The sequence below is a fragment of the Bacillus marinisedimentorum genome, assembly GCF_001644195.2.
Lineage (GTDB): Bacteria > Bacillota > Bacilli > Bacillales > Bacillaceae_O > Bacillus_BL > Bacillus_BL marinisedimentorum.
In genome coordinates, this window is the sequence record NZ_LWBL02000059.1 from 23,260 (window position 1) to 50,017 (window position 26,758).

Annotated in this window: 35 protein-coding genes; all 35 read left to right on the forward strand. The window is 47.5% G+C overall.

Going from position 1 to position 26,758, the window contains the following annotated elements:
* Positions 1 to 197 precede the first annotated feature (197 nt).
* The 35 genes from rpoB (at position 198) to rpsM (ending at position 26,757) form a co-directional block, all read left to right on the forward strand.
* A complete protein-coding gene (rpoB, locus tag A4U59_RS17225; RefSeq protein ID WP_070121463.1) occupies positions 198 to 3,731 on the forward strand; it encodes a DNA-directed RNA polymerase subunit beta in 3,534 nt (1,177 codons plus the stop codon).
* A 54-nt stretch (positions 3,732 to 3,785) separates the two neighbouring features.
* Positions 3,786 to 7,397, forward strand: a complete 3,612-nt coding sequence (gene rpoC / locus A4U59_RS17230) for a DNA-directed RNA polymerase subunit beta' (RefSeq protein WP_070121464.1) — start codon at positions 3,786 to 3,788, stop codon at positions 7,395 to 7,397.
* 91 nt (positions 7,398 to 7,488) lie between these two features.
* Positions 7,489 to 7,737, forward strand: coding sequence for a 50S ribosomal protein L7ae-like protein (locus tag A4U59_RS17235; protein WP_070121465.1), 249 nt, complete (start codon positions 7,489 to 7,491; stop codon positions 7,735 to 7,737).
* Positions 7,738 to 7,850: 113 nt separating this feature from the next.
* The gene (rpsL, locus tag A4U59_RS17240) at positions 7,851 to 8,264 is read left to right on the forward strand and encodes a 30S ribosomal protein S12 (RefSeq protein WP_070121466.1); all 414 of its coding nucleotides are present in this window, start codon (positions 7,851 to 7,853) and stop codon (positions 8,262 to 8,264) included.
* Positions 8,265 to 8,305: 41 nt separating this feature from the next.
* A complete protein-coding gene (gene rpsG, locus A4U59_RS17245) occupies positions 8,306 to 8,776 on the forward strand; it encodes a 30S ribosomal protein S7 (protein WP_070121467.1) in 471 nt (156 codons plus the stop codon).
* A 131-nt stretch (positions 8,777 to 8,907) separates the two neighbouring features.
* Positions 8,908 to 10,986, forward strand: a complete 2,079-nt coding sequence (fusA, locus tag A4U59_RS17250) for an elongation factor G (protein ID WP_070121468.1) — start codon at positions 8,908 to 8,910, stop codon at positions 10,984 to 10,986.
* A 142-nt stretch (positions 10,987 to 11,128) separates the two neighbouring features.
* Positions 11,129 to 12,319: an elongation factor Tu gene (tuf, locus tag A4U59_RS17255; protein WP_070121469.1), complete on the forward strand. Its 1,191-nt coding sequence runs from the start codon at positions 11,129 to 11,131 to the stop codon at positions 12,317 to 12,319.
* Between the two features lie 1,430 nt (positions 12,320 to 13,749).
* Complete coding sequence (gene rpsJ / locus A4U59_RS17260; RefSeq protein WP_070121470.1) at positions 13,750 to 14,058, forward strand: 30S ribosomal protein S10; 309 nt, start codon at positions 13,750 to 13,752, stop codon at positions 14,056 to 14,058.
* A gap of 38 nt (positions 14,059 to 14,096) precedes the next feature.
* Positions 14,097 to 14,714, forward strand: coding sequence for a 50S ribosomal protein L3 (gene rplC / locus A4U59_RS17265; protein ID WP_070121471.1), 618 nt, complete (start codon positions 14,097 to 14,099; stop codon positions 14,712 to 14,714).
* A 26-nt stretch (positions 14,715 to 14,740) separates the two neighbouring features.
* Entirely contained in the window at positions 14,741 to 15,364 is a 624-nt protein-coding gene (gene rplD, locus A4U59_RS17270) for a 50S ribosomal protein L4 (RefSeq protein WP_070121472.1), read from the forward strand.
* On the forward strand, positions 15,364 to 15,654 hold the full coding sequence (gene rplW / locus A4U59_RS17275) for a 50S ribosomal protein L23 (protein ID WP_070121473.1): 291 nt from the start codon (positions 15,364 to 15,366) through the stop codon (positions 15,652 to 15,654). Before rplD ends, rplW begins: the two co-directional genes overlap by 1 nt.
* A gap of 29 nt (positions 15,655 to 15,683) precedes the next feature.
* Positions 15,684 to 16,514, forward strand: coding sequence for a 50S ribosomal protein L2 (rplB, locus tag A4U59_RS17280; RefSeq protein ID WP_070121474.1), 831 nt, complete (start codon positions 15,684 to 15,686; stop codon positions 16,512 to 16,514).
* Positions 16,515 to 16,571: 57 nt separating this feature from the next.
* Complete coding sequence (gene rpsS / locus A4U59_RS17285; protein WP_070121475.1) at positions 16,572 to 16,850, forward strand: 30S ribosomal protein S19; 279 nt, start codon at positions 16,572 to 16,574, stop codon at positions 16,848 to 16,850.
* Positions 16,851 to 16,867: 17 nt separating this feature from the next.
* Positions 16,868 to 17,209 carry a 50S ribosomal protein L22 gene (gene rplV, locus A4U59_RS17290; protein WP_070121476.1) on the forward strand — a complete coding sequence of 114 codons (342 nt, stop codon included), beginning with the start codon at positions 16,868 to 16,870 and terminating at the stop codon, positions 17,207 to 17,209.
* Between the two features lie 3 nt (positions 17,210 to 17,212).
* Positions 17,213 to 17,869 carry a 30S ribosomal protein S3 gene (gene rpsC, locus A4U59_RS17295; RefSeq protein WP_070121477.1) on the forward strand — a complete coding sequence of 219 codons (657 nt, stop codon included), beginning with the start codon at positions 17,213 to 17,215 and terminating at the stop codon, positions 17,867 to 17,869.
* A 2-nt stretch (positions 17,870 to 17,871) separates the two neighbouring features.
* The gene (rplP, locus tag A4U59_RS17300) at positions 17,872 to 18,306 is read left to right on the forward strand and encodes a 50S ribosomal protein L16 (protein ID WP_070121478.1); all 435 of its coding nucleotides are present in this window, start codon (positions 17,872 to 17,874) and stop codon (positions 18,304 to 18,306) included.
* Positions 18,296 to 18,496 carry a 50S ribosomal protein L29 gene (rpmC, locus tag A4U59_RS17305; RefSeq protein WP_070121479.1) on the forward strand — a complete coding sequence of 67 codons (201 nt, stop codon included), beginning with the start codon at positions 18,296 to 18,298 and terminating at the stop codon, positions 18,494 to 18,496. Before rplP ends, rpmC begins: the two co-directional genes overlap by 11 nt.
* Before the next feature lie 30 nt (positions 18,497 to 18,526).
* The gene (gene rpsQ, locus A4U59_RS17310) at positions 18,527 to 18,787 is read left to right on the forward strand and encodes a 30S ribosomal protein S17 (protein WP_070121480.1); all 261 of its coding nucleotides are present in this window, start codon (positions 18,527 to 18,529) and stop codon (positions 18,785 to 18,787) included.
* 45 nt (positions 18,788 to 18,832) lie between these two features.
* On the forward strand, positions 18,833 to 19,201 hold the full coding sequence (gene rplN / locus A4U59_RS17315) for a 50S ribosomal protein L14 (protein WP_070121481.1): 369 nt from the start codon (positions 18,833 to 18,835) through the stop codon (positions 19,199 to 19,201).
* A 39-nt stretch (positions 19,202 to 19,240) separates the two neighbouring features.
* Positions 19,241 to 19,552, forward strand: a complete 312-nt coding sequence (rplX, locus tag A4U59_RS17320; RefSeq protein ID WP_070121482.1) for a 50S ribosomal protein L24 — start codon at positions 19,241 to 19,243, stop codon at positions 19,550 to 19,552.
* 26 nt (positions 19,553 to 19,578) lie between these two features.
* Complete coding sequence (gene rplE, locus A4U59_RS17325) at positions 19,579 to 20,118, forward strand: 50S ribosomal protein L5 (RefSeq protein ID WP_070121483.1); 540 nt, start codon at positions 19,579 to 19,581, stop codon at positions 20,116 to 20,118.
* A 24-nt stretch (positions 20,119 to 20,142) separates the two neighbouring features.
* Positions 20,143 to 20,328 carry a type Z 30S ribosomal protein S14 gene (locus tag A4U59_RS17330; protein ID WP_070121484.1) on the forward strand — a complete coding sequence of 62 codons (186 nt, stop codon included), beginning with the start codon at positions 20,143 to 20,145 and terminating at the stop codon, positions 20,326 to 20,328.
* 30 nt (positions 20,329 to 20,358) lie between these two features.
* Entirely contained in the window at positions 20,359 to 20,757 is a 399-nt protein-coding gene (gene rpsH / locus A4U59_RS17335; protein ID WP_070121485.1) for a 30S ribosomal protein S8, read from the forward strand.
* A 30-nt stretch (positions 20,758 to 20,787) separates the two neighbouring features.
* Positions 20,788 to 21,324: a 50S ribosomal protein L6 gene (gene rplF / locus A4U59_RS17340; protein ID WP_070121486.1), complete on the forward strand. Its 537-nt coding sequence runs from the start codon at positions 20,788 to 20,790 to the stop codon at positions 21,322 to 21,324.
* Between the two features lie 31 nt (positions 21,325 to 21,355).
* Positions 21,356 to 21,718, forward strand: coding sequence for a 50S ribosomal protein L18 (gene rplR, locus A4U59_RS17345; RefSeq protein ID WP_070121487.1), 363 nt, complete (start codon positions 21,356 to 21,358; stop codon positions 21,716 to 21,718).
* Between the two features lie 18 nt (positions 21,719 to 21,736).
* Positions 21,737 to 22,237: a 30S ribosomal protein S5 gene (gene rpsE, locus A4U59_RS17350; RefSeq protein WP_070121488.1), complete on the forward strand. Its 501-nt coding sequence runs from the start codon at positions 21,737 to 21,739 to the stop codon at positions 22,235 to 22,237.
* Between the two features lie 13 nt (positions 22,238 to 22,250).
* Positions 22,251 to 22,433, forward strand: a complete 183-nt coding sequence (gene rpmD / locus A4U59_RS17355) for a 50S ribosomal protein L30 (RefSeq protein ID WP_070121489.1) — start codon at positions 22,251 to 22,253, stop codon at positions 22,431 to 22,433.
* 29 nt (positions 22,434 to 22,462) lie between these two features.
* Complete coding sequence (rplO, locus tag A4U59_RS17360; protein WP_070121490.1) at positions 22,463 to 22,903, forward strand: 50S ribosomal protein L15; 441 nt, start codon at positions 22,463 to 22,465, stop codon at positions 22,901 to 22,903.
* Complete coding sequence (secY, locus tag A4U59_RS17365; protein ID WP_070121491.1) at positions 22,903 to 24,192, forward strand: preprotein translocase subunit SecY; 1,290 nt, start codon at positions 22,903 to 22,905, stop codon at positions 24,190 to 24,192. Before rplO ends, secY begins: the two co-directional genes overlap by 1 nt.
* Positions 24,193 to 24,252: 60 nt before the next feature.
* A complete protein-coding gene (locus A4U59_RS17370) occupies positions 24,253 to 24,906 on the forward strand; it encodes an adenylate kinase (protein WP_070121492.1) in 654 nt (217 codons plus the stop codon).
* Complete coding sequence (gene map, locus A4U59_RS17375) at positions 24,903 to 25,649, forward strand: type I methionyl aminopeptidase (protein WP_070121493.1); 747 nt, start codon at positions 24,903 to 24,905, stop codon at positions 25,647 to 25,649. The genes A4U59_RS17370 and map overlap by 4 nt, the downstream gene beginning before the upstream one ends.
* Positions 25,650 to 25,665: 16 nt before the next feature.
* Positions 25,666 to 26,016 carry a KOW domain-containing RNA-binding protein gene (locus tag A4U59_RS17380; protein ID WP_070121494.1) on the forward strand — a complete coding sequence of 117 codons (351 nt, stop codon included), beginning with the start codon at positions 25,666 to 25,668 and terminating at the stop codon, positions 26,014 to 26,016.
* The gene (infA, locus tag A4U59_RS17385) at positions 26,003 to 26,221 is read left to right on the forward strand and encodes a translation initiation factor IF-1 (RefSeq protein ID WP_026801474.1); all 219 of its coding nucleotides are present in this window, start codon (positions 26,003 to 26,005) and stop codon (positions 26,219 to 26,221) included. The genes A4U59_RS17380 and infA overlap by 14 nt, the downstream gene beginning before the upstream one ends.
* Before the next feature lie 33 nt (positions 26,222 to 26,254).
* Positions 26,255 to 26,368, forward strand: coding sequence for a 50S ribosomal protein L36 (rpmJ, locus tag A4U59_RS17390; RefSeq protein WP_003156543.1), 114 nt, complete (start codon positions 26,255 to 26,257; stop codon positions 26,366 to 26,368).
* Between the two features lie 23 nt (positions 26,369 to 26,391).
* Positions 26,392 to 26,757, forward strand: coding sequence for a 30S ribosomal protein S13 (gene rpsM / locus A4U59_RS17395; protein ID WP_070121495.1), 366 nt, complete (start codon positions 26,392 to 26,394; stop codon positions 26,755 to 26,757).
* Position 26,758 lies beyond the last annotated feature (1 nt).

The following is a 26,758-nucleotide window of genomic DNA, read 5'->3' on the forward strand; positions in this document are numbered from 1 at the left end:
AACAAAAAAAGGTGTGTATAGAAACCGTCCTAATTGGGAAAAATAAAAAATGTTTATTTTTTTAGCGGTTTTCTATATGAAACCCTTTTTCTTTTTTGTCTTGTAAACAGACACAGGGTTACATCTATTACATAATCTTGTGTTATGATTATAACATTTTTTCAAGATTAAAACGCTTGATTTGAGGGGTGAATCAGTTGACAGGTCAACTAGTTCAGTATGGACGCCACCGCCAGCGCAGAAGCTACGCACGAATCAGTGAAGTTTTGGAATTACCTAATCTTATTGAAATCCAAACCTCTTCTTATCAGTGGTTTCTTGATGAGGGTTTGCGGGAAATGTTTCAGGATATTTCCCCGATCGAGGACTTCACTGGCAATTTGGTTCTAGAGTTCATTGATTATAGTCTTGCAGAACCGAAGTATCCAGTAGAAGAAGCCAAAGAGCGCGATGTCACTTATTCCGCGCCGCTTCGTGTGAAGGTGCGGCTCATCAACAAAGAAACCGGAGAAGTGAAGGAACAGGATGTTTTCATGGGGGACTTCCCACTGATGACAGAAACCGGAACCTTCATTATTAATGGAGCAGAGCGGGTCATCGTATCACAGCTTGTCCGTTCTCCGAGTGTCTATTTCAGTGACAAAGTGGATAAAAACGGGAAGAGAGGCTATACAGCCACCGTTATTCCAAACCGTGGAGCATGGCTTGAGTATGAAACTGACGCGAAAGATGTCGTTTATGTCCGCATAGACCGTACTCGTAAATTGCCGATTACGGTGCTTTTACGTGCTCTCGGGTTTGGGTCTGATCAAGAAATCACCGAATTGATCGGTGATAACGAGTACTTAAAGAATACACTCGAAAAAGACAACACCGAAAATACTGAAAAAGCGCTGCTTGAAATCTATGAGCGTCTGCGCCCGGGTGAACCGCCGACAGTAGAAAATGCCAAGAACCTGCTTGAATCCCGCTTCTTTGATCCGAAGCGTTACGATCTTGCATCTGTCGGACGTTACAAAATGAATAAGAAACTCCATATTAAGAACCGGTTGTTCAATCAGCGGGTCGCTGAAACGATTGTCGACCCGGAAACAGGAGAAGTACTGGCTGCAGAAGGCGCACTGCTTGACCGCCGCCTCCTTGATAAGCTGCTTCCGTACTTTGAAAAGAACGTCGGGTTTACTACAGCAACTCCGCATGGAGGAGTGCTTGAGGAGGATATCAGCCTCCAGTCCATCAAGATTTTCGCTCCAAGCGATCAGGATGGAGAACAGGTGATCAATGTCATCAGCAACGGAATCATCGAATCCAATGTGAAGAACATTACACCTGCTGACATCATTGCTTCCATCAGTTATTTCTTCAATTTGCTCCATGGTGTGGGCAACACGGATGATATCGACCATCTTGGAAACCGCCGTCTGCGTTCGGTCGGCGAATTGCTGCAAAACCAGTTCCGCATCGGCCTTTCAAGGATGGAGAGAGTAGTTCGCGAACGGATGTCCATTCAGGACACCAACGCAATTACACCGCAGGCTTTGATCAATATCCGCCCGGTGATTGCATCTATTAAAGAGTTCTTCGGAAGCTCACAGCTGTCCCAGTTCATGGACCAGACGAACCCGCTTGCCGAACTGACGCATAAACGCCGTCTGTCTGCACTCGGGCCTGGCGGTTTGACACGTGAGCGTGCCGGCTTTGAAGTCCGTGACGTACACTACTCCCATTATGGGCGTATGTGTCCGATTGAAACGCCTGAAGGCCCGAACATCGGGTTGATCAACTCCCTATCCAGTTATGCGAAAGTGAACCGGTTCGGTTTTATTGAAACGCCGTACCGTAGAGTTGACCCTGAAACAGGCAAAGTAACGGCAAGAATCGATTACCTGACTGCCGATGAAGAAGACAACTATGTTGTGGCCCAGGCGAATGCAAAGCTTGCCGATGACGGTTCCTTCATCGACGATAATATTATTGCACGTTTCCGCGGTGAAAATACCGTTGTAAAACGCGAGCGCATCGATTACATGGATGTATCGCCAAAGCAGGTTGTATCTGCCGCTACGGCATGTATCCCGTTCCTTGAAAATGATGACTCCAACCGTGCCTTGATGGGGGCGAACATGCAGCGCCAGGCTGTGCCGCTGCTTCAGCCGGAAGCACCGCGGGTCGGCACCGGAATGGAATACGTATCCGGCAAGGACTCCGGCGCAGCTGTCATCTGCAAGCATGATGGAATCGTCGAACAGGTCAGCGCCCATGAGGTCCGCGTCCGCAGAACAGAAGAAGTCGATGGCAGCCTCGTTAAAGGTGACCTTGACCGGTACAAGCTTCTCAAGTTTGAACGTTCCAACCAGGGAACTTGCTATAACCAGCGCCCGATTGTGAAAAACGGGGACAGCGTAGTGAAAGGCGAAATCCTCGCTGACGGACCGTCAATGGATAACGGAGAGCTTGCGCTTGGCCGCAACGTACTCGTCGGATTCATGACATGGGACGGCTACAACTATGAGGATGCCATCATTATGAGTGAGCGCCTTGTTAAAGATGATGTTTACACTTCCGTTCATATTGAAGAGTATGAATCCGAAGCACGCGACACCAAGCTCGGGCCGGAGGAAATCACCCGTGACATCCCGAATGTCGGGGAAGATGCCCTGCGCAACCTGGATGAGCGCGGCATTGTCCGTATCGGGGCAGAAGTGGATGACGGTGACCTTCTAGTCGGAAAGGTTACGCCAAAAGGTGTGACAGAACTGACAGCGGAAGAAAGACTCCTGCACGCCATCTTCGGCGAGAAGGCCCGGGAAGTCAGGGATACATCCCTCCGTGTGCCTCATGGAGGCGGCGGTATCATTCACGATGTGAAAGTGTTCAATCGCGAAGACGGTGATGAACTCCCTCCAGGTGTGAACCAGCTTGTACGGGTTTACATTGTTCAGAAACGAAAAATTTCCGAAGGTGACAAGATGGCCGGACGCCATGGTAACAAAGGTGTCATCTCCCGGATCCTGCCTGAGGAAGACATGCCTTTCCTTCCGGACGGCACACCGATCGATATCATGCTGAACCCGCTTGGCGTACCTTCCCGTATGAACATCGGGCAGGTGCTTGAAATGCATCTCGGCATGGCGGCACGGGCGCTTGGAATCCACGTCGCCACACCTGTTTTCGACGGTGCACGTGAGGAAGATGTCTGGGCAACCCTTGATGAAGCCGGAATGCCGCGTGATGCGAAGACGATCCTTTATGACGGGCGTACAGGCGATCCGTTCGATAACAGGGTTTCCGTCGGCGTCATGTATATGATCAAACTGGCTCACATGGTAGACGACAAACTTCATGCCCGTTCGACAGGCCCTTACTCACTCGTGACGCAGCAGCCGCTCGGCGGTAAAGCCCAGTTCGGCGGACAGCGTTTCGGTGAGATGGAAGTTTGGGCACTCGAAGCATATGGTGCAGCTTACACATTGCAGGAAATTCTTACAGTCAAGTCTGATGACGTTGTCGGCCGTGTGAAAACATACGAAGCGATTGTCAAAGGCGACAATGTTCCGGAACCAGGTGTACCGGAATCGTTCAAAGTCCTTATTAAAGAACTGCAAAGCCTTGGAATGGATGTAAAAATGCTTTCAAGCGATGAGCAGGAAATCGATATCCGTGAACTCGACGAAGACGACAATCAATCAGCTGACAGGTTGAACCTGGACGTAGAAGCAACAAACGAGTAAATCGCTGCGAAAGCCATAAGGGTAAAACCTGAGATCAAAAGGGAGGTAGGCCCCTTGTTGGATGTTAATAACTTTGAATATATGAAAATCGGCCTTGCATCACCTGATAAGATCCGTTCCTGGTCTTACGGAGAAGTGAAAAAACCTGAGACCATCAACTACCGTACGTTAAAGCCTGAAAAAGACGGGCTGTTCTGTGAACGCATTTTCGGTCCGACAAAAGATTGGGAATGCCACTGTGGAAAGTACAAGCGCGTCCGTTATAAGGGTGTCGTTTGTGACCGATGCGGAGTGGAAGTCACAAGAGCCAAAGTACGGCGTGAGCGGATGGGCCATATCGAATTAGCTGCCCCTGTGTCTCATATCTGGTATTTCAAAGGAATTCCAAGCCGCATGGGACTTGTGCTTGATATGTCACCGCGGGCACTCGAAGAAGTCATTTATTTCGCTTCTTATGTCGTGACAGAACCAGCGGATACGCCGCTTGAGAAGAAGCAGCTGCTTTCTGAGAAGGAATACCGTACTTACCGCGATAAGTACGGCAGCTCCTTCCAGGCGGCTATGGGTGCTGAAGCGATCAAGAAATTGCTTCAGGACATCAATCTGGACAAAGATGTCGACACCTTGAAAGAAGAGTTGAAAACGGCACAGGGACAGCGCCGCACACGTGCGATAAAGCGCCTGGAAGTGCTTGAGTCATTCCGTAATTCCGGAAATGACCCATCATGGATGATCCTTGATGTACTGCCGGTCATCCCGCCAGAGCTGCGCCCAATGGTCCAGCTGGACGGCGGCCGTTTCGCCACTTCCGACTTGAATGACCTTTACCGCCGTGTCATCAACCGGAACAACCGCTTGAAGCGTCTGCTTGACCTTGGTGCACCAAGCATCATCGTTCAGAATGAGAAACGTATGCTGCAGGAGGCTGTTGATGCTCTGATCGATAATGGCAGAAGAGGCCGTCCTGTAACAGGACCGGGAAACCGTCCGCTCAAGTCCCTTTCCCATATGCTGAAAGGGAAACAGGGCCGTTTCCGCCAGAATTTGCTCGGTAAGCGTGTTGACTATTCTGGCCGTTCCGTTATCGTTGTCGGGCCGAACCTGAAAATGTATCAATGCGGCCTTCCGAAAGAGATGGCAATTGAATTGTTCAAGCCTTTCGTCATGAAAGAGCTTGTTGAGAAGGGCATTGCCCATAACATCAAAAGCGCAAAGCGGAAAATCGAACGGCTTCAGCCGGAAGTGTGGGATGTCCTTGAAGATGTAATCAAGGAACACCCTGTCCTGCTGAACCGTGCCCCAACCCTTCACCGTCTCGGCATCCAGGCATTTGAGCCGACACTGGTGGAAGGCCGGGCAATCCGCCTGCACCCGCTTGTCTGTACAGCTTACAACGCTGACTTTGACGGTGACCAGATGGCCGTCCACGTACCGCTGTCAGCCGAAGCGCAGGCAGAAGCGCGCCTGCTTATGCTGGCCGCCCAGAATATCCTTAACCCGAAAGACGGCAAACCTGTTGTCACACCATCACAGGATATGGTACTCGGAAACTATTACCTGACGATGGAGCGCGAAGGTGCTGTCGGTGAGGGGAAAGTATTCAGCGACATCAACGAGGCGCTGATCGCATATCAAAACGGATATGTCCATTTGCATACGCGTATTGCGGTTGCTGCCAAATCGCTGAAGAATAAGACATTCACTGAAGAACAAAACGGCATGTTCCTGCTTACAACTGTCGGAAAGCTCATTTTCAACGAGATCCTGCCGGATTCATTCCCTTACATCAATGAGCCGACGCAGCACAACCTTGAAAATGAAACACCGGCTGAGTATTTTGTAAAGCCTGGAACAGACCTGAAAAAAGAGATTCAATCAAGGGAACTCATTGTTCCGTTCAAAAAGAAGATTCTCGGAAACATCATTGCCGAAGTATTCAAGAAGTTTAAGATCACTGAGACTTCCAAAATGCTTGACCGCATGAAAGACCTTGGCTTCAAGTACTCTACAAAAGCCGGTATTACAGTTGGTGTATCCGACATCATCGTCCTTCCTGAGAAACAGGAGATTCTGGCTGAGTCTGAAGAAAAAGTCGAAAACGTCCTTAAGCAGTTCCGCCGCGGTTTGATCACCGAAGAAGAACGCTATGACAGAATCATTTCGATCTGGAGCCAGGCGAAAGACACGATCCAGGGCAAACTGATGGCGACGCTTAATAAAGATAATCCGATCTTTATGATGAGTGACTCCGGCGCCCGTGGTAACGCGTCCAACTTCACCCAGCTTGCCGGTATGCGCGGACTCATGGCGAACCCGGCCGGACGGATCATCGAGTTGCCGATCAGGTCCAGCTTCCGTGAAGGCCTGACCGTTCTGGAATACTTCATTTCCACGCACGGTGCGCGTAAAGGTCTTGCCGATACAGCCCTTAAAACGGCTGACTCCGGCTACCTCACACGCCGTCTTGTCGATGTCGCCCAGGATGTCATCGTCCGCGAAGACGATTGTAATACTGACCGCGGGCTTGAAGTCGCGGCCATCAAAGAAGGAAATGAAATTATCGAACCGCTTTATGACCGGATCGTCGGACGTGTTGCATTCAAGACGGTGCGCCATCCGGAAACGGGAGAAGTCATTGTTGCACCGAACGAGTTGATAACAGAAGATATCTCCCGCATCATTGTAGAAGCAGGTGTCGAGAAACTCATCATCCGTTCAGCATTCACTTGTGATACTGAACATGGCGTCTGCAAAAAATGTTACGGACGGAACCTGGCGACAGGCCAGCGCGTTGAAGTCGGCGAAGCTGTCGGTATCATTGCAGCCCAGTCAATCGGTGAACCTGGCACCCAGCTGACAATGCGTACGTTCCACACAGGCGGCGTTGCCGGAGACGATATCACACAGGGTCTACCGCGTATCCAGGAGCTTTTCGAAGCCCGGAACCCGAAAGGCCAGGCTGTCATCACAGAAATTTACGGTACAGTTACCGCGATAAACGAAGTAAAAGAAAAGCATGAGATCGTCGTACAAAGTGATGTGGAAACACGGACATACACTGCTCCATACGGCGCCCGCGTGAAAGTCCGCGAAGGTCAGGAAGTAACGGCCGGGCAGGAACTTACCGAAGGTTCCATCGACCCGAAAGAACTTCTGAAAATCCGCGGCATCGACGGGGTGCAGGAATACTTGCTGCGTGAAGTGCAGAAAGTGTACCGGATGCAGGGTGTTGAGATCGGCGACAAGCACGTCGAGGTCATGGTCCGCCAGATGCTTCGCAAAATCCGTGTAACCGATGCAGGGGACACAGAGGTTCTTCCGGGATCACTCCTGGAAATCCATCAATTCAAAGATGCCAACAAAAAAGTGCTGCTCGGCGGCGGCAAGCCTGCAACAGGCAAGCCGGTACTGCTCGGTATCACAAAAGCATCTCTTGAAACGGATTCCTTCCTGTCTGCCGCATCGTTCCAGGAAACGACAAGAGTCCTTACCGATGCAGCCATCAAAGGCAAACGCGATGAGCTCCTCGGCTTGAAGGAGAACGTCATCATCGGTAAGCTTGTACCTGCCGGAACAGGAATGAACCGTTACCGCCAGGTGGAAATGGATGCACCTGAATTGGAAGTGCAAGAGGTCGAAGATGAGAGTGAAAATCTCGTTCGATAATCTGCAAACATTTGTTGACAATCCCAAGATCATAGTGATATGATATTCAAGGTGCTTTGATTAAACACCTGTTACTTTGGAGGATATGAGAATGTCTTATGAAAAAGTATCACAGGCATCCGATTTGATTGTAGGCACTAAGCAGACAATCAAAGCCATAAAAAATGGCGAAGCAACTGAAGTCATCATTGCCGAAGATGCTGATCGGCGTGTGACCAATAAAGTGCTTACCGCTGCCGATGACCGTGGCGTACCCGTTTTGAGAGTTGAATCCTCAAAGAAACTGGGGAAAGCCTGCGGAATTGAAGTCGCAGCAGCTACTGTAGCAATAAAGGGATAAATATGTTTTTGCAGGGCGGGTTCGCCCGCCCTCGCAAAAACTTTGTTTTTGCCCTTTAATGAACCACCTGGATATGTGGGCTTAAAAACATAGATAGGAAGGAGGAAAACAGCATGCCTACTATTAACCAATTAATTCGCAAGGGACGCGTTTCCAAGTCAAAGAAATCTGACTCCCCTGCATTGAATAAAGGTTATAACAGCTTTAAAAAGTCTTTGACCAACCAGTCTTCACCACAAAAGCGTGGTGTCTGCACCCGTGTTGGCACAATGACTCCGAAGAAGCCGAACTCAGCGCTCCGTAAATATGCGCGTGTTCGTTTGTCCAACGGCATCGAAGTTACAGCATACATTCCTGGAATCGGCCATAACCTCCAGGAACACAGCGTAGTCTTGATCCGCGGCGGACGTGTTAAGGACTTGCCTGGTGTACGTTACCACATCGTCCGCGGTGCTCTTGACACTGCAGGCGTTGAAGGCCGTATGCAGGGCCGTTCCAAATACGGTACGAAGCGACCTAAAAAATAATGATTCGCTTATAAAATTACACATAGGAAGGAGTGACATCAATGCCTCGTAAAGGACCTGTTGCAAAGAGAGATGTATTGCCTGATCCGATTTACAAGTCTAAGCTTGTATCCCGTTTGATCAACCGTACAATGGTTGATGGAAAGCGCGGTAAATCACAAACAATCATTTACAATGCGTTCAACCTGATCCAGGAACGTACTGGTAACGATCCGATGGAAGTTTTTGAACAGGCGCTGAAAAACATCATGCCAGTTCTTGAAGTACGTGCCCGCCGTGTCGGTGGTGCGAACTATCAGGTGCCGGTTGAAGTGCGTCCGGAACGCCGTACGACACTTGGCCTTCGCTGGCTCGTAAACTACGCTCGCCTCCGTGGTGAAAAAACGATGGAAGAGCGTCTTGCTTACGAAATCATGGATGCTGCCAACAACACAGGCGCAGCCGTTAAGAAACGTGAAGATACACACAAGATGGCGGAAGCGAACAAAGCATTTGCTCACTACCGCTGGTAATACCATAAAGGCCGGAAATCCGTCATGGATGGAAAAAGCCGAGAACACCGCCTGCAAACAGCTGCGGTCCGACCGGCTTTTTCACTGGGCCTTTTTGGCACATTATAAAACCCATGGAAGGAGAAAGATTAATGCCTAGAGAGTTCTCCTTAGAAAAGACTCGTAATATTGGTATCATGGCACACATTGATGCCGGTAAAACGACGGCAACAGAACGTATCCTGTTTTATACAGGCCGTATCCATAAAATCGGCGAAACTCATGAAGGAGCTTCGCAAATGGACTGGATGGAGCAGGAGCAGGAACGTGGTATCACGATCACTTCTGCTGCCACCACTGCACAGTGGAAAGGTTACCGTATCAACATCATCGACACTCCGGGACACGTGGACTTCACAGTTGAAGTGGAACGCTCCCTCCGTGTACTGGATGGTGCTGTGGCTGTACTTGATGCCCAGTCCGGTGTTGAGCCTCAAACAGAGACTGTTTGGCGTCAGGCCACAACGTACGGTGTACCGAGAATCGTTTTCGTAAACAAAATGGACAAAATTGGTGCTGACTTCCTTTATTCTGTAGGGACCATCAAGGACCGCCTGCAGGGAAATGCCCATGCGATCCAGCTTCCGATCGGCGCAGAAGATAACTTCGAAGGAATTATCGATCTGGTCGAAATGAAAGCTTACTTCTATGAAGACGACCTTGGCACACGTACAACAGCCGGTGATATTCCGGATGAGTACAAAGACCAGGCCGAAGAATATCATAACAAGCTTGTAGAGGCAGTTTCCGAACTTGATGAAGAACTGATGATGAAATATCTCGAAGGTGAAGAGATTACAACGGATGAGCTGAAGCAGGCTATCCGTACAGCGACTCTTAACATCGAGTTCTATCCGGTTCTTTGCGGTTCAGCGTTTAAGAACAAAGGTGTCCAGCTTCTGTTGGACTCGGTTCTTGATTATCTTCCTGGACCAACTGACGTTGCAGCAATCAAAGGCTTCCGCCCTGGCACAGAAGAAGAAGTGACACGCAAAGCAGACGATAACGGACCGTTCTCGGCGCTTGCATTCAAAGTCATGACTGACCCATATGTCGGGAAGCTTACATTCTTCCGCGTGTACTCCGGGACACTTGATTCCGGTTCATATGTAAGGAACTCTACGAAAGACAAGCGTGAGCGTGTCGGCCGTATCCTGCAGATGCACGCGAACCACCGTGAAGAGATCTCCACTGTTTATTCCGGTGACATTGCCGGAGCAGTCGGACTGAAGGATACTTCAACAGGTGACACTCTATGTGATGAAAAGGATCTCGTCATCCTTGAATCCATGGAATTCCCTGAGCCGGTTATCTCTGTTGCAATCGAGCCTAAGACTAAATCTGACCAGGATAAAATGGCAGTGGCGCTTGGCAAGCTTGCTGAAGAGGATCCGACTTTCAGAACTGAAACAAACGTTGAAACTGGCCAGACGATCATTTCCGGTATGGGTGAGCTTCACCTCGACATTATCGTGGACCGTATGAGACGTGAATTCAAAGTGGAAGCGAATGTGGGTGCACCACAGGTTGCTTACCGCGAAACATTCCGCAAGTCTGCTGATGTTGAAGGTAAGTTTGTACGCCAATCCGGCGGACGCGGACAATATGGCCACGTTTGGGTCAAGTTTGAGCCGAATGAAGAAGGCTCAGGCTTTGAGTTCCAGAATAAAATCGTCGGCGGTGTCGTTCCTCGTGAATACATCGGCCCGGTTGAACAGGGACTTAAAGAGTCATTGGAAACAGGCCCGCTTGCAGGCTATCCGATGGTCGACATCAAAGCGACATTGTTCGATGGTTCTTACCATGATGTTGACTCCAACGAAATGGCCTTTAAAGTAGCCGCATCCCTTGCGTTGAAAAATGCAAAGACAAAATGTGGTCCAGTACTTCTTGAGCCGGTGATGAAAGTCGAAGTTGTCGTACCGGAAGAGTACATGGGAGACATCATGGGTGACGTCACTTCCCGCCGTGGACGCGTGGAAGGCATGGAAGCCCGCGGTAACGCACAGGTTGTAAAAGCGATGGTTCCACTTTCCGAGATGTTTGGATATGCAACAGCATTGCGTTCCAACACACAGGGCCGCGGAACGTATACAATGCACTTCGACCACTATGAAGAGGTGCCGAAGTCAATCTCTGAAGAGATCATCAAAAAAAATAGCGGCCAATAATTGATTTCCAACATTTGTTCCGTTATAACTGTATTGTAAGCTTGGAGAGCAGAGGGGGCTGGACCGGCTCCCCTGAATTCCGGCTGGCAACAATAGATTTCAATCTTACTTATATTAAGGTATCTAAAGGAGGAAATTACTAATGGGTAAAGAGAAGTTTGATCGTTCCAAAGCGCACGTCAACATTGGTACAATTGGACACGTTGACCATGGTAAAACTACACTGACTGCAGCAATCACAACTGTACTTCATAAGAAATCAGGTAAAGGTTCTGCAATGGCATATGACCAAATTGATGGTGCTCCAGAAGAGCGTGAGCGCGGTATCACAATCGCTACTGCACACGTAGAGTACGAAACTGATAACCGTCACTATGCACACGTTGACTGCCCTGGACACGCTGACTATGTTAAAAACATGATCACTGGTGCAGCGCAAATGGACGGTGCGATCCTTGTAGTATCAGCAGCTGACGGCCCTATGCCGCAAACTCGCGAGCATATCCTTCTTTCCCGTCAGGTTGGTGTACCATTTATCGTTGTGTTCTTGAACAAAACTGATATGGTAGACGACGAAGAACTTCTTGAGCTAGTAGAAATGGAAGTTCGCGATCTTCTTACTGAGTATGACTTCCCTGGTGATGATGTACCAGTAATCAAAGGTTCTGCACTTAAAGCTCTTGAAGGCGATGCTGACTATGAAGCAAAAATCTTCGAACTTATGGATGCGGTTGACGAGTATATCCCAACTCCAGAGCGCGACACGGACAAAGACTTCATGATGCCTGTTGAGGACGTATTCTCCATCACTGGCCGTGGTACAGTTGCAACTGGCCGTGTTGAGCGTGGTAAATTGAATGTTGGTGACGAAATTGAAATCGTAGGTCTTATGGAAGCTCCTAAGAAGACAACTGTCACTGGTGTTGAAATGTTCCGTAAGCTTCTTGACTATGCTGAAGCTGGTGACAACATCGGCGCCCTTCTTCGCGGTGTTTCCCGTGAAGATATCCAGCGTGGCCAGGTACTTGCAAAGCCAGGTACAATCACACCACACACAAAGTTCAAAGCTGAAGTATATGTCCTTTCAAAAGAAGAAGGCGGACGTCACACTCCATTCTTCTCTAACTATCGCCCGCAGTTCTACTTCCGTACAACTGACGTAACTGGCACAATCGCGCTTCCAGAAGGCGTAGAAATGGTTATGCCTGGCGATAACGTTGAAATGACTGTAGAACTTATCTCTCCGATTGCGATCGAAGACGGTACTAAGTTCTCTATCCGTGAAGGCGGCCGTACTGTAGGCGCTGGCGTTGTTGCTTCAATCATCGAGTAATAGCGGCACGGTTGAATCTTGATAAAGGGGCAGGCAATCATTTGATTGCCTGCCTTTTTTATTGTTAAGGAATTATAAATGTAAAACGTTGTGGATAAAAAGCCAGAAGGGAATCGTCCAGCTCCAGGCGCAAGAGGGGTACGCATAAGCTGGCGGCTTGCGCAATTGTACTGTTCAGGCAGGGAATCGGCGGGAATCCAGGGGGAAAAGCAGACTGAAGTGAGGGAACAGGACCGCGCTGCCTGTCAGGGAATCAGCGGAAAGGGAGCAGATCTCTTTTGCAGTCTGTGTTGGAAGCCAAAAAGTATTCTATATGGGTGTAATAGTAACAAGTAAATGTAGCGCAGCTTGTTTGGTGAACTGGCGGCAAGGAACGTAACTGGTGAGTAAAGGATAAAAATTGACGACGAAAACAATGAAACTTGTGAGTAACGCCCCATAACCGGACAGTAAAATGATATAAATTATTAGATAATAAATGAAAAAGCTCATTTTACCGAAGTAAGGAAAGTCGAAAGCAGCTTTTTAGGCCGAATTCAGTCGAAATCATTCCAAACAGCAAGCTTTGCGAGCGGATAATTTTAATCTGAATGCAGCCAGGCGCTGATTTCACGCCGTAACTGCCCGGTTTTGCGCCAAACCATTGACTATTCGCGCAGAGGCAATCAGTTTACAAGCGAAACTACGATAATTTCAAGCCAAAGCATTCATTACGCACCATATAAACCCGCTTTCACGCCAAAACTGGCGGACATACATCCGAGGGCTTACCCCGCCCAAGCCAGCACGGCATACACAAAACACGAAGCACCCGCTTTTCCCCTTAGAACATCCCACCTAACAGCTGCAGGCATACAAAAGCCAGCGCCCACTTAAGCATTCCCCGTACTAAAAAGTGCAATTTTAAAAGAACTAGGTAATGCCAGATTACGATCCGTTCCCTGGTTATGCCTTGTCATCAACACCAACACATGGCAGGCATAAAACCATACCCCTTCTATATCACAACTCAAATTCAAGCTGCATCAAACTCTACACATACTTATATAGAAGAAACTCGAAAATCAGGTACATCCACTCCCTCAAATAGGCAAGAAACGAGAAGCTGCGCAGCATTCCATTCACTATTACCTGCCGTAATCCGGCATATGATAATTATTTCTTTTTCCATATCACTTTCCATAAAAAGAATTTCTCGCAACCTTGCATTTTGCCCTGACAGCCCTTATAATAGTGAAAGTGTGCAGCAAAGCCATAAAAGTTTTTGTTGCATTTCCGGCCAATATTTTATATAATTGACAATGTTGGTCATTGACAGCGATGAAGTGAAAGGTTGCTGACACACCCGGCCCCTTTGCCATGGCTGGTGTTCAGGTAAATTTTCACGGAGAATGTCTATTTTAAAAATGGGCGATAAAGGAGGGAAAATAATGGCAAAAGAAAAGATTCGCATCCGCTTAAAAGCGTACGACCATCGTATTCTTGATCAGTCTGCAGAAAAAATCGTTGAGACAGCAAAGCGTTCCGGTGCAAAGGTATCCGGTCCGATCCCGCTTCCAACTGAGAAGACTGTATACACGATCCTTCGTGCGGTTCACAAGTACAAGGATTCACGTGAGCAGTTTGAAATGCGTACACATAAGCGTCTGATTGACATCGTCAATCCGACTCCGCAGACTGTTGATTCATTAATGCGTCTTGATCTACCATCTGGTGTAGACATTGAAATCAAACTTTAATTATAAATAAAAATTGTATTATACAGGAGGTGTAACGGATGACCAAAGGAATCTTAGGTAAGAAGATCGGTATGACGCAAGTGTTTACAGAAAACGGCGAACTCGTCCCGGTAACGGTTATCGAAGCCCAGCCGAACGTTGTGCTTCAAGCAAAAACTGAAGAGGCAGACGGTTATTCCGCCGTACAGCTTGGCTTCGCTGATAAAAAGAACGCCAACAAGCCTGAAAAGGGACATGCTGAAAAAGCAAACACTGCGCCTAAGCGCTTCATTAAGGAAATCCGTAATGCAGAAGGATTAGAAACAGGCCAGGAAGTAAAGGTTGATATCTTTGCAGCTGGAGACATGATCGATGTAACAGGAACAGGGAAAGGTAAAGGCTTCTCAGGCTCCATCAAGAGGCACAACCAATCCCGCGGACCTATGAGCCACGGTTCCCGCTACCATCGCCGTCCAGGTTCTATGGGCGCTGTCGATCCGATGCATGTTTTTAAAGGTAAAGCATTGCCAGGCCGTATGGGTGGAGAGACAGTAACCATCCAAAACCTTGAAATCGTAAAAGTAGATGCAGAACGTAATCTTCTTCTCGTAAAAGGCAACGTGCCTGGAGCGAAAAAAAGTTTTGTTAAAGTCACCAGCGCGGTGAAAGCAGACTAATATCCGTCAAGAAAGGAGGAATACCAATGCCTAAAGTAGCATTGTTTAACCAGAGCGGCTCTCAAGTCGGCGATATCGAGCTTTCCGATGCCGTATTTGGTATTGAGCCTAACCAGCATGTGTTGACTGAAGCAGTCCTTATGCAGCAAGCATCTCTGCGCCAGGGAACACACGCTGTCAAAAACCGTTCAGAAGTACGCGGCGGCGGACGCAAGCCGTGGCGCCAAAAAGGAACAGGCCGTGCACGCCAGGGTTCCATTCGTTCACCACAATGGGTAGGCGGCGGAGTTGTTTTCGGACCGACGCCAAGAAGCTACAGCTTCAAAATGCCTAAAAAAGTACGCCGTTTGGCAATCAAATCAGCACTATCCACTAAAGTTATCGACAACGAAGTTGTTGTAATGGATAGCCTGTCATTTGAAAAACCAAAAACAAAAGAACTCGTAGCAGTTCTTAAAAACCTTTCTGTAGACCGCAAGGCACTGATCGTCACTGCCGATATCGATGAAGCAGTTGAACTTTCAGCACGCAACATCCCTGGAGTAACCGTTGTTCCTTCAAATGGTGTGAGTGTCCTTGATGTCTTGAACCATGATAAGCTCATCATGACGAAAGACGCGGTTGCAAAAGTAGAGGAGGTGCTTGGATAATGAAAGACGCTCGTGATATCATTAAGCGCCCCGTAATTACAGAACGTTCTACTGAACTTATGGTTGATAAGAAGTACACGTTCGAAGTTGACCCTAAAGCAAACAAAACTGAAATCAAAGATGCGCTAGAAACGATCTTTGGTGTAAAAGTTGAGAAAATCAACGTTCAGAATTATAAAGGTAAATTCAAGCGTATGGGCCGTTACGGCGGATATACTGCTAAGCGCAAGAAAGCTGTTGTAAAGCTTACTGAAGACAGCAAAGAACTCGAATTCTTCGAGGGAGTTTAATTCATTTTACTGTGAAGGAGGGAAACTAAATGGCGATTAAAAAGTATAAACCAACATCAAACGGCCGCCGTGGCATGACTACACTAGACTATGCAGACATCACTACGGACCAGCCGGAAAAATCCTTGCTTGCACCGCTTCATAAAAAAGGCGGCCGCAACAACCAGGGTAAATTGACTACACGCCATCAAGGCGGCGGTCATAAGCGGAAGTACCGTGTAATTGACTTTAAGCGTGACAAAGATGGCATTCCAGGACGCGTTGCTACAATCGAATACGATCCTAACCGTTCTGCGAACATCGCGCTTGTAAACTATGCGGATGGTGAGAAACGTTACATTCTCGCACCGAAAACTCTTCAAGTGGGCATGGAAATCATGTCTGGTGCAGATGCGGATATCAAAGTCGCCAACGCTCTGCCGCTGCAAAATATCCCAGTCGGTACTGTCATCCACAATATCGAACTTAAACCGGGACGCGGAGGCCAGCTTGCACGTTCTGCAGGCGCTGAAGCACAGGTTCTTGGTAAAGAAGATAAATATGTACTCGTTCGTTTGACTTCCGGCGAAGTCCGCTTGATTCTTGGCACATGCCGTGCTACGATCGGTCAAGTGGGTAACGTTGAGCATGAACTTGTAAATGTCGGTAAAGCTGGACGCTCCCGCTGGTTAGGCAAGCGCCCAACTGTCCGCGGTTCTGTCATGAACCCTAACGATCACCCTCACGGTGGTGGTGAAGGACGTGCGCCAATCGGACGCAAATCACCAATGTCCCCTTGGGGCAAGCCGACACTTGGCTACAAGACACGCAAACGCAACAAGCCATCTGATAAATATATTGTACGCCGTCGTAAAAAATAACGGGGTTGTCCTACGGTTCGCAAGAACCGTAGTGCAATCACGAAGGGAGGTTTCCACATGGGCCGCAGCTTAAAAAAAGGACCTTTTGTTGATGATCATCTGATGAAAAAAGTTGAGAATCTGAATGAGTCCAACAAAAAAGAAGTCATCAAAACATGGTCTCGCCGTTCTACAATTTTTCCGGAGTTTATCGGACATACAATTGCCGTTTATGATGGACGCAAACATGTGCCTGTTTTCGTAACAGAAGATATGGTCGGACACAAACTGGGTGAGTTTGCTCCAACCCGCACATACAAAGGTCATGCCAATGATGACAAGAAAACTAGACGTTAATGAGAGGAGGCATTCCGATGCAAGCTAAGGCTGTTGCTAAAACAATCCGCATTGCTCCTCGTAAAGTCCGCCTGGTTGCTGACCTGATTCGAGGCAAGCAAGTCGGCGAAGCGGTCGCAATTCTTCGCCACACTCCAAAAGCAGCTTCCCCGGTTGTAGAGAAAGTGTTGAAGTCTGCTATTGCTAATGCGGAGCATAACTATGAATTGAATCCTGATAACCTCGTTATCACGGAAGCTTATGTAAACGAAGGACCAACGCTGAAGCGTTTCCGTCCACGTGCAATGGGACGCGCAAGCCAGATCAACAAACGCACGAGCCACATCACTGTTGTGGTATCAGAAAAGAAGGAGGGATAATCAGTGGGTCAAAAAGTTAATCCGGTCGGTCTGCGTATCGGTGTCATCCGTGACTGGGAGTCAAAATGGTATGCAGGTAAAGACTATGCTGATTTGCTGCATGAAGACATTAAAATTCGTGAATACATTGAAAAACGTTTGAAAGACGCTTCTGTATCCAGCGTTGAAATTGAACGTGCTGCCAACCGTGTAAACATTACCATCAATACGGCTAAACCTGGTATGGTAATCGGTAAAGGCGGGTCTGAAGTTGAATCTCTTCGCAAATCTTTGAACGCATTAACAGGCAAGAGAGTACACATCAACATCGTCGAAGTGAAGAAAGTTGACCTTGATGCTGCTCTTGTAGCTGATAACATTGCCCGTCAATTGGAAAACCGTGTTTCTTTCCGCCGTGTGCAGAAGCAGGCTATCCAGCGCGCAATGCGTGCAGGCGCTAAAGGAATCCGCACAATGGTTTCCGGACGTCTTGGCGGAGCGGACATCGCTCGTGCTGAACATTATAGTGAAGGAACTGTACCGCTTCATACTTTACGTGCAGATATCGATTATGGAACTGCAGAAGCAGATACAACGTACGGTAAGCTCGGCGTAAAAGTATGGATCTATCGTGGTGAAGTTCTTCCTACTAAAAAGCAAGACGGGGAAGGAGGAAAATAATCATGTTGATGCCTAAACGTGTAAAGTACCGCAGAGAACATCGTGGAAAAATGCGCGGTAAAGCAAAAGGCGGAACTGAAGTATCTTTCGGTGAATACGGCCTCCAAGCTGTTGAAGCGGCGTGGATCACAAACCGCCAGATCGAAGCTGCCCGTATCGCGATGACTCGTTATATGAAACGTGGCGGTAAAGTATGGATTAAAATCTTTCCGCATAAGCCATATACTGCAAAACCTCTTGAAGTCCGCATGGGTTCCGGTAAAGGTGCTCCTGAGGGCTGGGTAGCTGTAGTGAAGCCAGGTAAAATCATGTTCGAAATTGCGGGTGTATCTGAAGAAGTTGCCCGTGAAGCATTGCGTCTCGCTTCCCACAAGCTGCCAATTAAGACGAAGATCGTAAAACGCGAAGAAATTGGTGGTGAATCAAATGAAAGCTAATGAAATTCGTGAACTGACCACTGCCGAAATTGAACAAAAAGTTAAATCCCTTAAAGAAGAGCTCTTTAATCTTCGCTTCCAACTGGCTACGGGCCAATTGGAAAACACCGCTCGCATCCGTGAAGTACGCAAGGCGATTGCGCGCATGAAAACTGTTGTCCGTGAAAGGGAACTCGGTGTCAGCCGCTAAAAACCCTTAATGTGAGAGGAGGTTTGCAGAATGGAACGCAACCAACGTAAAGTCTACACTGGGCGTGTAGTGTCCGACAAAATGGACAAAACCATTACGGTTCTCGTAGAAACGTACAAAAAAGACTCTTTATACGGCAAGCGTGTAAAGTACTCTAAAAAGTTCAAAGCACATGATGAAAACAATACTGCGAAAATGGGCGATATCGTAAGAATCATGGAAACTCGTCCTACTTCCGCAACAAAACGTTTCCGTCTTGTGGACGTTGTAGAAGAATCAGTAATCATATAATGATGGTTCGGATAAAAAAACTATTCCGAGGGGAGGTTTTGTTGTATGATTCAACAAGAAACCCGTTTAAAAGTTGCAGATAACTCTGGTGCGCGCGAATTGCTCACAATCAAAGTATTGGGTGGGTCCGGACGCAAGACAGCCAATATCGGTGATGTAATTGTTGCTACGGTAAAACAAGCAACACCAGGAGGCGTTGTCAAAAAGGGTGAAGTTGTTCGTGCCGTAATCGTACGTTCGAAGACTGGCGCTCGCCGCCCAGACGGTTCTTACATCCGCTTCGATGAGAACGCAGCAGTTGTTATCCGGGAAGATAAGAGTCCAAGAGGAACTCGTATCTTCGGACCGGTTGCTCGCGAATTGCGGGAGAATGATTTCATGAAAATCGTTTCTCTAGCTCCAGAAGTACTATAATAGATGAAATTACAGGCCTTGTAAGGAGGTGCGCGTACGATGCATGTTAAAAAGGGCGATAAAGTGAAAGTGATCTCTGGTAAAGATAAGGGCAAAGAAGGCATCATCCTTGAAGCTTACCCGAAGAAAGACCGTGTCCTTGTTGAAGGCGTTAATTTGGTTAAAAAACACTCCAAGCCATCTCAAATGAATCCGCAGGGCGGCATCAATGAACTGGAAGCACCGATTCATGTTTCCAACGTCATGATGCTCGATCCAAAGAGCGGTGAACCGACTCGTGTCGGCTATAAAGTGGAGAACGGCGAGAAAGTCCGTGTGGCAAAGAAATCTGGAGAGGTTTTAGATAAATAGTTCAGCAGTGAAAGGAGGTCCGCTCAATGAACCGTTTGAAAGAAAGATACCAGAACGAAATCGTTCCAAGCATGGTTGATAAGTTCAACTACTCTTCTGTAATGGAAGTACCGAAAATAGAAAAGATCGTAATTAACATGGGTGTAGGTGACGCTGTGCAAAATGCGAAAGCACTTGACACTGCAGTTGAAGAGCTTTCCCAGATTGCAGGGCAAAAGCCTGTTGTCACAAAAGCGAAGAAATCTATCGCCGGATTCCGTCTTCGTGAAGGAATGCCAATCGGTGCAAAAGTTACTTTGCGCGGTGAACGCATGTATGATTTCTTGGATAAGCTGATCAGTGTATCACTTCCGCGTGTCCGTGACTTCCGCGGTGTATCCAAGAAAGCATTCGACGGCCGTGGAAACTACACGCTCGGCGTCAAAGAACAGCTGATCTTCCCGGAAATTGATTACGATCAAGTAAACAAAGTTCGCGGTATGGACATTGTTATCGTAACAACGGCTAACACTGACGAAGAAGCACAAGAGCTGCTTTCTCAAGTCGGCATGCCATTTCAAAAGTAATCAACATTAAGAGGAGGGAAAAGCGTGGCTAAGAAATCAATGATCGCAAAGCACAAGCGCGAGCAAAAGTACAAAGTACGCGAATACACTCGCTGTGAACGCTGCGGCCGCCCGCATTCAGTAATCCGTAAATTCAAGCTTTGCCGTATTTGTTTCCGTGAACTTGCATACAAGGGTCAAATCCCTGGTGTTAAAAAAGCTAGCTGGTAAACCCGATTTAGGGAAGGAGGTAATCTATTTATGGTTATGACAGATCCAATCGCAGATATGCTGACTCGTATCCGTAATGCGAACTCAGTGCGTCACGATCAGCTGGAGATCCCGGCTTCTAAAATGAAAAGAGAAATCGCGGAGATCCTTAAGCGCGAAGGTTTCGTACGTGACGTAGAATTTATCGAAGATAACAAGCAGGGAATCATCCGTATTTTCCTTAAATACGGCCCGAACGACGAGCGCATCATCACTGGTTTGAAAAAAATCAGTAAGCCTGGCCTCCGCGTATATGCGAAAGCGACAGAGGTGCCTCGCGTGCTTAACGGCCTTGGAATCGCAGTGGTATCAACTTCTAAAGGCGTATTGACTGACAAAGAAGCCCGCCAACAAAAAGCCGGCGGCGAAGTATTGGCATACATCTGGTAATAAAGTAAAGAGTGAATGGAGGTGTAAGATATGTCCCGTGTCGGTAATAAAATCCTTCAGATTCCTGAAGGTGTAACAATTACAAACGACAATAACACTGTAACAGTCAAAGGACCGAAGGGAGAATTGACTCGTTCATTCCACCCTGATATGGTAATCAAACAAGAAGATGGTACGCTTACTGTTGAGCGTCCAACTGAACATAAAGAGCACCGTGCACTTCACGGTACTACCCGCAGCCTCCTTGGCAACATGGTAGAGGGCGTAACGAACGGCTATGAGCGTGCCCTTGAACTGATCGGTGTCGGTTACCGTGCTGCCAAGCAGGGAAAGAACCTTGTGTTAAGCGTCGGCTACTCACATCCGGTTGAAATGACGCCTGAAGAAGGCATCGAGATCGAAGTGCCAACCAACACAAAAATCATCATTAAAGGCATCGACAAAGAGCGCGTAGGCGCCCTTGCTGCCAACATCCGCGCTGTTCGCCCGCCAGAGCCGTACAAAGGCAAAGGTATCCGTTATGAAGGTGAATATGTACGTCGTAAAGAAGGTAAAACAGCGAAGTAATCCGGTTAGGTAGAAGAAAGGAGTGACACAAGTGATCACTAAGCCTGATAAAAACGCTACTCGTAAAAAGCGCCACGCGCGTGTTCGTGCGAAACTGACAGGAACTCCTGAACGCCCGCGTTTGAATGTATATCGTTCCAACAACCACATTTATGCTCAGATCATTGATGATGTGAACGCGAAAACAATCGCAAGCGCATCTACAGTTGATAACGAGCTTACCTTAGATGCTACAGGCAATGTCGAAGCTGCTCAAAAGGTTGGCGAACTTATCGCCAAGCGTGCAGTAGACAACGGTGTAAGCCAGGTAGTATTCGACCGCGGTGGATATCTGTATCACGGACGTGTGAAAGCATTGGCAGAAGCCGCACGTGAAGGCGGACTTGAATTTTAAAAAGAAGGAGGGATATTGATGCGTCGCATTGATTCAAGCAAGTTAGATCTTGAAGAACGCGTAGTTACAATTAACCGTGTAGCTAAAGTTGTAAAAGGCGGACGTCGTTTCCGTTTTGCTGCACTGGTGGTAGTAGGAGACAAGAACGGCAACGTAGGTTTCGGAACAGGTAAAGCACAGGAAGTGCCTGAAGCCATCCGTAAAGCGATTGAGGATGCCAAGAAAAACTTGATCAGCGTACCGATGGTTGGAACTACAATTCCACATGAAATCACTGGTGGTTTCGGTGCAGGAAGCGTACTTCTTAAGCCGGCATCAGAAGGTACTGGAGTTATTGCAGGCGGACCAGTCCGTGCGGTATTGGAATTGGCCGGTATCGGCGACATTCTGTCCAAGTCATTGGGCTCCAATACACCGATCAACATGATCCGTGCTACAATGAACGGTTTACAAAATCTTAAGCGTGCAGAAGAAGTTGCAAAACTTCGCGGTAAATCTGTAGAAGAATTGTTAGGATAAGGAGGGAAATTAGATGGCAAACAAACTTGAAATTACCCTCAAACGCAGTGTAATTGGTCGTCCGCAGGACCAGCGTGTTACCGTTAAAACACTTGGTCTGCGCAAAGTCAATCAGACAGTCGTTCAAGAAGATAATCCTGCAATTCGCGGCATGATCAACAAAGTCGCTCACCTTGTTACGGTTAAGGAAGCATAAATAGAAATTAATAACGAGGAGGTGCACCAATGAAACTTCATGAGTTAAAGCCAGCAAAAGGCTCCCGTAAAGAACGCAACCGGGTAGGGCGCGGAATGGGTTCCGGCAACGGCAAAACATCAGGAAAAGGCCATAAGGGTCAAAACGCCCGTTCAGGCGGCGGAGTAAGACCTGGCTTTGAAGGCGGCCAGATGCCATTGTTCCAGCGTCTTCCGAAGCGCGGGTTCACGAACATCAACCGTAAGGAATACGCAATTGTAAACCTTGAAACGTTGAATCGTTTTGAAGAGGGTACTGAAGTAACTCCTGAGCTGCTGCTTGAAACTGGTGTCATCAGCAAGCTGCAGTCCGGCGTGAAGATACTTGGCAGCGGCAAGCTTGAGAAGAAGCTTACTGTTAAGGCTCACAAGTTCTCAGCGTCTGCTAAAGAAGCTGTCGAAGCTGCCGGCGGTACTACAGAGGTGATCTAATGTTTCAAACACTCTCCAATTTTATGCGCGTGGGTGATATTAGAAATAAGATAATATTCACCCTTTTAATGCTGATTGTTTTCCGTGTTGGGAGTTTCATTCCGGTACCGGGTGTTAACCCGGAAGTCCTGCAGATCCAGGATGACAGTGTTTTTGGTCTTCTGAATACATTCGGGGGCGGTGCGTTAAGCAACTTCTCCATTTTCGCAATGGGGATTATGCCTTACATCACAGCATCCATTATCGTGCAGCTTCTGCAAATGGATGTTGTTCCCAAGTTTACAGAATGGTCAAAGCAGGGTGAAGTCGGACGGCGTAAACTGGCACAGTTCACGCGCTACTTCACTATCGCTCTTGGTTTCATCCAGGCGATCGGAATGTCAATCGGTTTTAACAACCTTGCTGGCGGTCAGTTGATCACCAACACAGGGTTCCAGGCTTATCTGTTGATTGCACTGGTGCTTACAGCAGGAACAGCATTCCTGATGTGGCTTGGCGAGCAGATCACCGCTAAAGGTGTAGGGAACGGTATTTCCATTCTCATCTTTGCGGGTATCGTTGCAGCTATCCCAAATGGAGTCAACCAAATATATGCGCAGCAAATTGAAGGTGCTGGGGAAGCACTTTTCATCAGAATCGTCACTGTTGCCCTTCTGCTTCTGGCAGTACTGGCTATCGTGGTTGGCGTTATCTTCTTCCAGCAAGCATTGCGTAAGATTCCGGTTCAATATGCCAAGCGGGTTGTCGGCCGCAACACAACTGGCGGGCAGTCAACGCATTTGCCGTTGAAAGTGAATGCCGCGGGCGTTATCCCGGTAATCTTTGCAATCTCGTTCATTATCACACCGCCGACGATCGCAAGCTTCTTCGGAAGCAATGACGTTACGCTGTGGATTCAAAACGCATTTGATTACACACAGCCGGTGGGAATGATCGTCTATGTTGCCTTAATTATTGCTTTCACTTACTTCTATACGTTCGTGCAAGTCAACCCGGAGCAAATGGCTGAAAACCTGAAAAAACAGGGCGGCTATATTCCTGGTATCCGTCCAGGCAAGAACACACAGACGTATGTCACAAGGATTTTGTACCGCCTTACATTCGTAGGTTCCATCTTCCTGGCGTCCGTTTCTGTTCTTCCAATCTTGTTCATCAAGTTTGCAGAGTTGCCGCAGTCCGTACAAATTGGCGGAACAAGTTTGCTGATTGTTGTCGGTGTTGCACTGGAAACAATGAAGCAGCTTGAAAGCCAGCTCGTTAAACGCCATTATAAAGGTTTTATCAAGTAAGAGGAGGTTGGGAAGGATACTCTTCCCTTCACCTCAAATGGGATCGAGGGGGGTATAATCATGAACTTAGTGTTAATGGGTCTTCCCGGGGCCGGAAAAGGTACCCAGGCTGAACGCATCGTTGAAAAATACGGCGTCCCTCATATCTCGACTGGAGATATGTTCCGTGCAGCTATTAAAGAAGGAACTCCACTGGGTCTGGAAGCAAAATCCTTTATGGATAAAGGCGAACTCGTACCTGATGAAGTAACTGTTGGTATTGTTCGCGACCGTTTAGGAAAAGATGATTGCCGTAAGGGCTTTTTGTTGGATGGTTTTCCGCGCACGACAGCTCAGGCTGAAGCGCTGGAAAAACTGCTCAGTGAGCTGGAACGCCCGATAGATCACGTTATTTATATAGATGTTGATAAAGATATTTTAATGGAACGTCTAACTGGACGACGGATCTGCAAGAATTGTGGAGCAACTTATCACGTTGTGTTTAATCCACCGGCAGCAGAGGGGAAATGTGATAAGTGCGGTGGCGAGCTGTATCAACGTGAAGATGATAACGAAAAAACAGTGGCCAACCGTCTGGAAGTCAATTTGAAGCAAACGCAGCCTTTGATTGACTTTTATGAAGGAAAAGGTTATTTGGAAAAAGTGAACGGAGATCAGGATATCGATAAAGTCTTTGAAGATGTTGATTCCATTATTGGGGGAATCACTAAATGATCATTAGTAAAACCCCGCGTGAGATTGAGATAATGCGTGAGGCCGGACGAATCGTCGCTTTGACACACCAGGAGCTCAAGAAGCATATTAAACCCGGCGTCACGACAAAAGAGCTGGATGCCATTGCGGAGAAGATAATTCGCGAAAACGATGCAATTCCGTCATTTAAAGGGTATAATGGTTTTCCGGGAAGTGTTTGTGCATCTGTCAACGAAGAATTGGTTCACGGCATTCCAGGTGACCGCATACTGAAGGAAGGCGATATCATCAGCATTGATATCGGTGCAAAGTATAATGGTTATCATGGTGATTCCGCCTGGACCTACGGAGTTGGAGAGATAAGCGAGGAAAACCAGCGTCTTCTCGATGTAACGGAAGAAGCTTTATATAAAGGGCTGGCGGAAGCCAAACCGAAAGAACGGTTATCCAACATCTCACATGCGATCCAGACCTATGTTGAAGAAAATGGGTTTTCCATTGTCAAAGAATATGTAGGGCACGGAGTGGGTCAGGACCTTCATGAGGATCCCCAAATCCCCCATTATGGTCCGCCGAATAAAGGACCGCGCTTGAAACCAGGAATGGTGCTGGCGATAGAACCAATGGTGAATGCCGGAGAGCGTTATGTGCGTACTCTGGCAGATAACTGGACTGTTGTAACAGAAGATGGTAAAATGTGTGCGCACTTCGAACACACGATTGCCATAACAGAAATCGGGTATGAAATACTAACAAAAGCCTAAGTGAAGGTGATAATGGGTGAGTGAAACCGAGACGATGCCGCGGTTAGGGCAGTTTGTCCGTATCCTTCAAGGAAGGGATAACGGACAGTACAGTGTCATCATCGGTATTGAAGACGAACGGATCGTTTTGCTGGCAGACGGAGACAAACGAAAATATGACCGTCCCAAGAAGAAAAACGTAAATCACCTTGAGTTAATAGATTACGTATCTCCGGAAGTTCAGAGCAGTATCCAAGAAACGGGTCGTGTGACAAACTCGAAACTCCGGTATGTGATGACGCGTTTTTTGAGCGAGCATTCGGAAGTGTTTGTCGATGAACAAGTTACTGATTTGAAGAAGGGAGAGCAACTCGATGGCGAAAGATGATGTAATTGAAGTTGAAGGAACCATCGTTGAAACATTGCCTAACGCTATGTTCAAAGTAGAGCTGGAAAACGGGCACACCGTTCTTGCTCATGTATCGGGCAAAATCCGCATGCATTTCATCCGCATTTTGCCTGGAGATAAAGTTACTGTAGAATTATCTCCATATGATTTATCACGTGGCCGGATTACTTATCGCTACAAATAGTTGCATCACTCCGTGAATGAGGAGGTAGGAAAGATGAAAGTAAGACCATCAGTTAAACCAATCTGTGAAAAATGTAAGGTTATCCGCCGTAAAGGTAAAGTAATGGTTATCTGTGAAAATCCGAAACACAAACAAAAACAAGGTTAATCTTGAAGGAGGTGCACGTCTGAATGGCACGTATTGCTGGTGTAGATATTCCGCGTGAAAAGCGCATAGTAATCTCTCTCACATATATCTTTGGTATTGGGAAGTCGAAGGCTCAACAAATTTTGAAAGAAGCTGGTGTTTCTGAAGATACACGTGTGCGTGATCTAACGGAAGACGAGTTGACAAAAATTCGTGAAATCGTTGATACGTACAAGGTTGAAGGTGACCTTCGCCGTGAAACATCACTTAACATCAAACGTTTGATCGAAATCGGTTCTTACCGTGGAATGCGTCATCGCCGCGGTCTTCCAGTCCGTGGACAGGGCACAAAAAACAACGCACGTACGCGTAAGGGACCTCGCCGTACAGTAGCGAACAAGAAGAAGTAAA

Excerpts from the sequence above, each read along its gene's own strand:
- A4U59_RS17235 (WP_070121465.1), top strand. The coding sequence starts at position 7,489 with ATGTCTTATGAAAAAGTATCACAGGCATCCGATTTGATTGTAGGCACT.
- rpsL (WP_070121466.1), top strand. The coding sequence starts at position 7,851 with ATGCCTACTATTAACCAATTAATTCGCAAGGGACGCGTTTCCAAGTCA.
- rpsG (WP_070121467.1), top strand. The coding sequence starts at position 8,306 with ATGCCTCGTAAAGGACCTGTTGCAAAGAGAGATGTATTGCCTGATCCG.
- fusA (WP_070121468.1), top strand. The coding sequence starts at position 8,908 with ATGCCTAGAGAGTTCTCCTTAGAAAAGACTCGTAATATTGGTATCATG.
- tuf (WP_070121469.1), top strand. The coding sequence starts at position 11,129 with ATGGGTAAAGAGAAGTTTGATCGTTCCAAAGCGCACGTCAACATTGGT.
- rpsJ (WP_070121470.1), top strand. The coding sequence starts at position 13,750 with ATGGCAAAAGAAAAGATTCGCATCCGCTTAAAAGCGTACGACCATCGT.
- rplC (WP_070121471.1), top strand. The coding sequence starts at position 14,097 with ATGACCAAAGGAATCTTAGGTAAGAAGATCGGTATGACGCAAGTGTTT.
- rplD (WP_070121472.1), top strand. The coding sequence starts at position 14,741 with ATGCCTAAAGTAGCATTGTTTAACCAGAGCGGCTCTCAAGTCGGCGAT.
- rplW (WP_070121473.1), top strand. The coding sequence starts at position 15,364 with ATGAAAGACGCTCGTGATATCATTAAGCGCCCCGTAATTACAGAACGT.
- rplB (WP_070121474.1), top strand. The coding sequence starts at position 15,684 with ATGGCGATTAAAAAGTATAAACCAACATCAAACGGCCGCCGTGGCATG.
- rpsS (WP_070121475.1), top strand. The coding sequence starts at position 16,572 with ATGGGCCGCAGCTTAAAAAAAGGACCTTTTGTTGATGATCATCTGATG.
- rplV (WP_070121476.1), top strand. The coding sequence starts at position 16,868 with ATGCAAGCTAAGGCTGTTGCTAAAACAATCCGCATTGCTCCTCGTAAA.
- rplP (WP_070121478.1), top strand. The coding sequence starts at position 17,872 with ATGTTGATGCCTAAACGTGTAAAGTACCGCAGAGAACATCGTGGAAAA.
- rpmC (WP_070121479.1), top strand. The coding sequence starts at position 18,296 with ATGAAAGCTAATGAAATTCGTGAACTGACCACTGCCGAAATTGAACAA.
- rpsQ (WP_070121480.1), top strand. The coding sequence starts at position 18,527 with ATGGAACGCAACCAACGTAAAGTCTACACTGGGCGTGTAGTGTCCGAC.
- rplN (WP_070121481.1), top strand. The coding sequence starts at position 18,833 with ATGATTCAACAAGAAACCCGTTTAAAAGTTGCAGATAACTCTGGTGCG.
- rplX (WP_070121482.1), top strand. The coding sequence starts at position 19,241 with ATGCATGTTAAAAAGGGCGATAAAGTGAAAGTGATCTCTGGTAAAGAT.
- rplE (WP_070121483.1), top strand. The coding sequence starts at position 19,579 with ATGAACCGTTTGAAAGAAAGATACCAGAACGAAATCGTTCCAAGCATG.
- rpsH (WP_070121485.1), top strand. The coding sequence starts at position 20,359 with ATGGTTATGACAGATCCAATCGCAGATATGCTGACTCGTATCCGTAAT.
- rplF (WP_070121486.1), top strand. The coding sequence starts at position 20,788 with ATGTCCCGTGTCGGTAATAAAATCCTTCAGATTCCTGAAGGTGTAACA.
- rpsE (WP_070121488.1), top strand. The coding sequence starts at position 21,737 with ATGCGTCGCATTGATTCAAGCAAGTTAGATCTTGAAGAACGCGTAGTT.
- rpmD (WP_070121489.1), top strand. The coding sequence starts at position 22,251 with ATGGCAAACAAACTTGAAATTACCCTCAAACGCAGTGTAATTGGTCGT.
- rplO (WP_070121490.1), top strand. The coding sequence starts at position 22,463 with ATGAAACTTCATGAGTTAAAGCCAGCAAAAGGCTCCCGTAAAGAACGC.
- secY (WP_070121491.1), top strand. The coding sequence starts at position 22,903 with ATGTTTCAAACACTCTCCAATTTTATGCGCGTGGGTGATATTAGAAAT.
- A4U59_RS17370 (WP_070121492.1), top strand. The coding sequence starts at position 24,253 with ATGAACTTAGTGTTAATGGGTCTTCCCGGGGCCGGAAAAGGTACCCAG.
- map (WP_070121493.1), top strand. The coding sequence starts at position 24,903 with ATGATCATTAGTAAAACCCCGCGTGAGATTGAGATAATGCGTGAGGCC.
- infA (WP_026801474.1), top strand. The coding sequence starts at position 26,003 with ATGGCGAAAGATGATGTAATTGAAGTTGAAGGAACCATCGTTGAAACA.
- rpmJ (WP_003156543.1), top strand. The coding sequence starts at position 26,255 with ATGAAAGTAAGACCATCAGTTAAACCAATCTGTGAAAAATGTAAGGTT.
- rpsM (WP_070121495.1), top strand. The coding sequence starts at position 26,392 with ATGGCACGTATTGCTGGTGTAGATATTCCGCGTGAAAAGCGCATAGTA.